Consider the following 4,023-nt stretch of genomic DNA (forward strand, 5'->3'; position numbering starts at 1 on the left):
AAGACACAGTGACGGATTTGCCTATCACTGACCCTACATCCTTAGACCAGGACTACCATCGCCTGGCCCGGCTACCTTCCTGCGTCACACCTGTTAATACGCTTACCTCCCGGGTTACGGTCCCGCGCTCCACCAAAAACCGGGTCGCCACAAGGGCGGCCGGTCAGGTATTGGGCGGTTAGTATCCCCCGTTTGGTATGGGCGGTTTTTCGCCGGTACGGGAATATCAACCCGTTGTCCATCGACTACGCCTGTCGGCCTCGCCTTAGGTCCCGACTTACCCAGGGCAGATTAGCTTGACCCTGGAACCCTTGATCATTCGGCGGACGGGTTTCTCACCCGTCTTTCGCTACTCATGCCTGCATTCTCACTCGTGTAGGCTCCACCACTGGTTTACACCGCAGCTTCACTGCCCACACGACGCTCCCCTACCACTCCAGACGGCTGAACCACGAAGGCTTACCAAAAATCTGAAATCCACAACTTCGGCGGTGTACTTGAGCCCCGCTACATTGTCGGCGCGGAATCACTTGACCAGTGAGCTATTACGCACTCTTTCAAGGGTGGCTGCTTCTAAGCCAACCTCCTGGTTGTCTGGGCAACTCCACATCCTTTCCCACTTAGCACACGCTTAGGGGCCTTAGTTGGTGGTCTGGGCTGTTTCCCTCTCGACTATGAAGCTTATCCCCCACAGTCTCACTGCTGCGCTCTCACTTACCGGCATTCGGAGTTTGGCTGACGTCAGTAACCTTGTAGGGCCCATCGGCCATCCAGTAGCTCTACCTCCGGTAAGAAACACGCAACGCTGCACCTAAATGCATTTCGGGGAGAACCAGCTATCACGGAGTTTGATTGGCCTTTCACCCCTACCCACAGCTCATCCCCTCCATTTTCAACTGAAGTGGGTTCGGTCCTCCACGCGCTCTTACACGCGCTTCAACCTGGCCATGGGTAGATCACTCCGCTTCGGGTCTAGATCACGCCACTCACTCGCCCTATTCAGACTCGCTTTCGCTACGGCTTCCCCACACGGGTTAACCTCGCGACGTAACACTAACTCGCAGGCTCATTCTTCAAAAGGCACGCCGTCACAGCTACAAGGCTGCTCCGACGGTTTGTAGGCACACGGTTTCAGGTACTATTTCACTCCCCTCCCGGGGTACTTTTCACCTTTCCCTCACGGTACTTGTCCGCTATCGGTCATCAGGGAGTATTTAGGCTTACCAGGTGGTCCTGGCAGATTCGCACGGGATTTCTCGGGCCCCGTGCTACTTGGGATCCTCTCCAAGCGGCAGCATACATTCCGGTTACGGGGCTAACACCCTCTACGGCCTGGCTTTCAAACCAGTTCACCTATGCACCTGCACTCACTTCACCAATCCGGCAGAACTGGTACGGAAAGTCCCACAACCCCAGTGATGCAACGCCCGCCGGCTATCACACACCACTGGTTTAGCCTCTTCCGCGTTCGCTCGCCACTACTAACGGAATCACTATTGTTTTCTCTTCCTGCGGGTACTGAGATGTTTCACTTCCCCGCGTTCCCTCCACGCACCCTATGTGTTCAGATGCGGGTCACCCGGTCACTCGCGCGCCGGGCGGGGTTTCCCCATTCGGACATCCTGGGATCAACGCTCGGTTATCAACTCCCCCAGGCTTATCGCAGATTCCTACGTCCTTCTTCGGCTCCTGATGCCAAGGCATCCACCGTGTGCCCTTAAAAACTTGACCACAAAGATCAATAATTAATATCGCTATCGAGAAAACCACGGTCTCACCAGCCAACCCAACACACCCACCCCCCAAACAGGGAGAGGATGAACAGGCCAACCGGATCTACCAGGTTTTTCTGAAATTGCACTTAATAATTTTTAAGATGCTCGCGTCCACTATGTAGTTCTCAAACAACAACCCCGTCGCACCCCTCCACCACCACGTATTTACCGTGGACAGTCTCAGACCTGCGCAGGAACAATCAGAAACAACACCGAATCCGTGTCCTTCCAACCACCCGCCAACCCCCACCCCGCGAACGGGGACAGAGCCGGCAGTGAATTGTCATTCATACGGTCCTGTTGCCTCAGGACCCAACAGTGTGCCAAACGGAAAAACCCGGTCCCACAATCCGGCAGCGGTTTCCAATCCCGTTCCCGAAGGAACCGGACGTACTGGGCTGCCAGGCGTAGCGCCGGGCACCTGCTTATTGATATTCCACCCTTGAGCACCCACCGGGGAACATATGTCCCCGATATGGGCATCTCCTGCAAAGCACACATCCAACACTGTGGAAGGACATGGAACTTTGAGGTGCTCCTTAGAAAGGAGGTGATCCAGCCGCACCTTCCGGTACGGCTACCTTGTTACGACTTAGTCCCAATCGCCGGTCCCACCTTCGACGGCTCCCTCCCACAAGGGGTTAGGCCACCGGCTTCGGGTGTTACCAACTTTCGTGACTTGACGGGCGGTGTGTACAAGGCCCGGGAACGTATTCACCGCAGCGTTGCTGATCTGCGATTACTAGCGACTCCAACTTCATGAGGTCGAGTTGCAGACCTCAATCCGAACTGAGACCGGCTTTTTGGGATTAGCTCCACCTCACAGTATCGCAACCCTTTGTACCGGCCATTGTAGCATGCGTGAAGCCCAAGACATAAGGGGCATGATGATTTGACGTCGTCCCCACCTTCCTCCGAGTTGACCCCGGCAGTCTCCTATGAGTCCCCGCCATAACGCGCTGGCAACATAGAACGAGGGTTGCGCTCGTTGCGGGACTTAACCCAACATCTCACGACACGAGCTGACGACAACCATGCACCACCTGTAAACCGACCACAAGTGGGGGACCTGTTTCCAGGTCTTTCCGGTTCATGTCAAGCCTTGGTAAGGTTCTTCGCGTTGCATCGAATTAATCCGCATGCTCCGCCGCTTGTGCGGGCCCCCGTCAATTCCTTTGAGTTTTAGCCTTGCGGCCGTACTCCCCAGGCGGGGCACTTAATGCGTTAGCTACGGCGCGGAAAACGTGGAATGTCCCCCACACCTAGTGCCCAACGTTTACGGCATGGACTACCAGGGTATCTAATCCTGTTCGCTCCCCATGCTTTCGCTCCTCAGCGTCAGTTACAGCCCAGAGACCTGCCTTCGCCATCGGTGTTCCTCCTGATATCTGCGCATTTCACCGCTACACCAGGAATTCCAGTCTCCCCTACTGCACTCTAGTCTGCCCGTACCCACTGCAGACCCGGGGTTGAGCCCCGGGCTTTCACAGCAGACGCGACAAACCGCCTACGAGCTCTTTACGCCCAATAATTCCGGATAACGCTTGCGCCCTACGTATTACCGCGGCTGCTGGCACGTAGTTAGCCGGCGCTTCTTCTGCAGGTACCGTCACTTTCGCTTCTTCCCTGCTGAAAGAGGTTTACAACCCGAAGGCCGTCATCCCTCACGCGGCGTCGCTGCATCAGGCTTTCGCCCATTGTGCAATATTCCCCACTGCTGCCTCCCGTAGGAGTCTGGGCCGTGTCTCAGTCCCAGTGTGGCCGGTCACCCTCTCAGGCCGGCTACCCGTCGTCGCCTTGGTGGGCCATTACCCCAACCAACAAGCTGATAGGCCGCGAGTCCATCCAAAACCGCATAAAGCTTTCCACCACCATGGCATGCGCCAGGTGGTCGTATCCGGTATTAGACCCAGTTTCCCAGGCTTATCCCGAAGTTAAGGGCAGGTTACTCACGTGTTACTCACCCGTTCGCCACTAATCATTCTGTGCAAGCACAGAAGTCATCGTTCGACTTGCATGTGTTAAGCACGCCGCCAGCGTTCATCCTGAGCCAGGATCAAACTCTCCGTAAATGTGTTACAGACACAAAACCGGAGCCAAGGAAAATTGGCTGCACAGTTCTGCACTAAATTCGAAACCAGCTAAAAAAACCATCCGCAACCCACGGGGTGGGCGGGACAGCCAATTCAACCAATCAAAATAATTGGTATCAATAAACTTGGCACACTATTGAGTTCTCAAACAACAG

At 55.4% G+C, this 4,023-nt stretch carries 2 rRNA genes (1 of these 2 only partly in view); both read right to left on the reverse strand.

The features are described from left to right. A 23S ribosomal RNA gene (locus tag H9638_RS16655) occupies window positions 1-1,731 on the reverse strand (it extends 1,503 nt beyond the left edge of the window). A 587-nt stretch (window positions 1,732-2,318) separates the two neighbouring features. Continuing rightward, a 16S ribosomal RNA gene (locus H9638_RS16660) occupies window positions 2,319-3,847 on the reverse strand. Together the 16S and 23S rRNA genes form the textbook arrangement of a ribosomal RNA operon. Window positions 3,848-4,023 lie beyond the last annotated feature (176 nt).

This window comes from Arthrobacter pullicola, assembly GCF_014836875.1.
GTDB lineage: Bacteria > Actinomycetota > Actinomycetes > Actinomycetales > Micrococcaceae > Arthrobacter_B > Arthrobacter_B pullicola.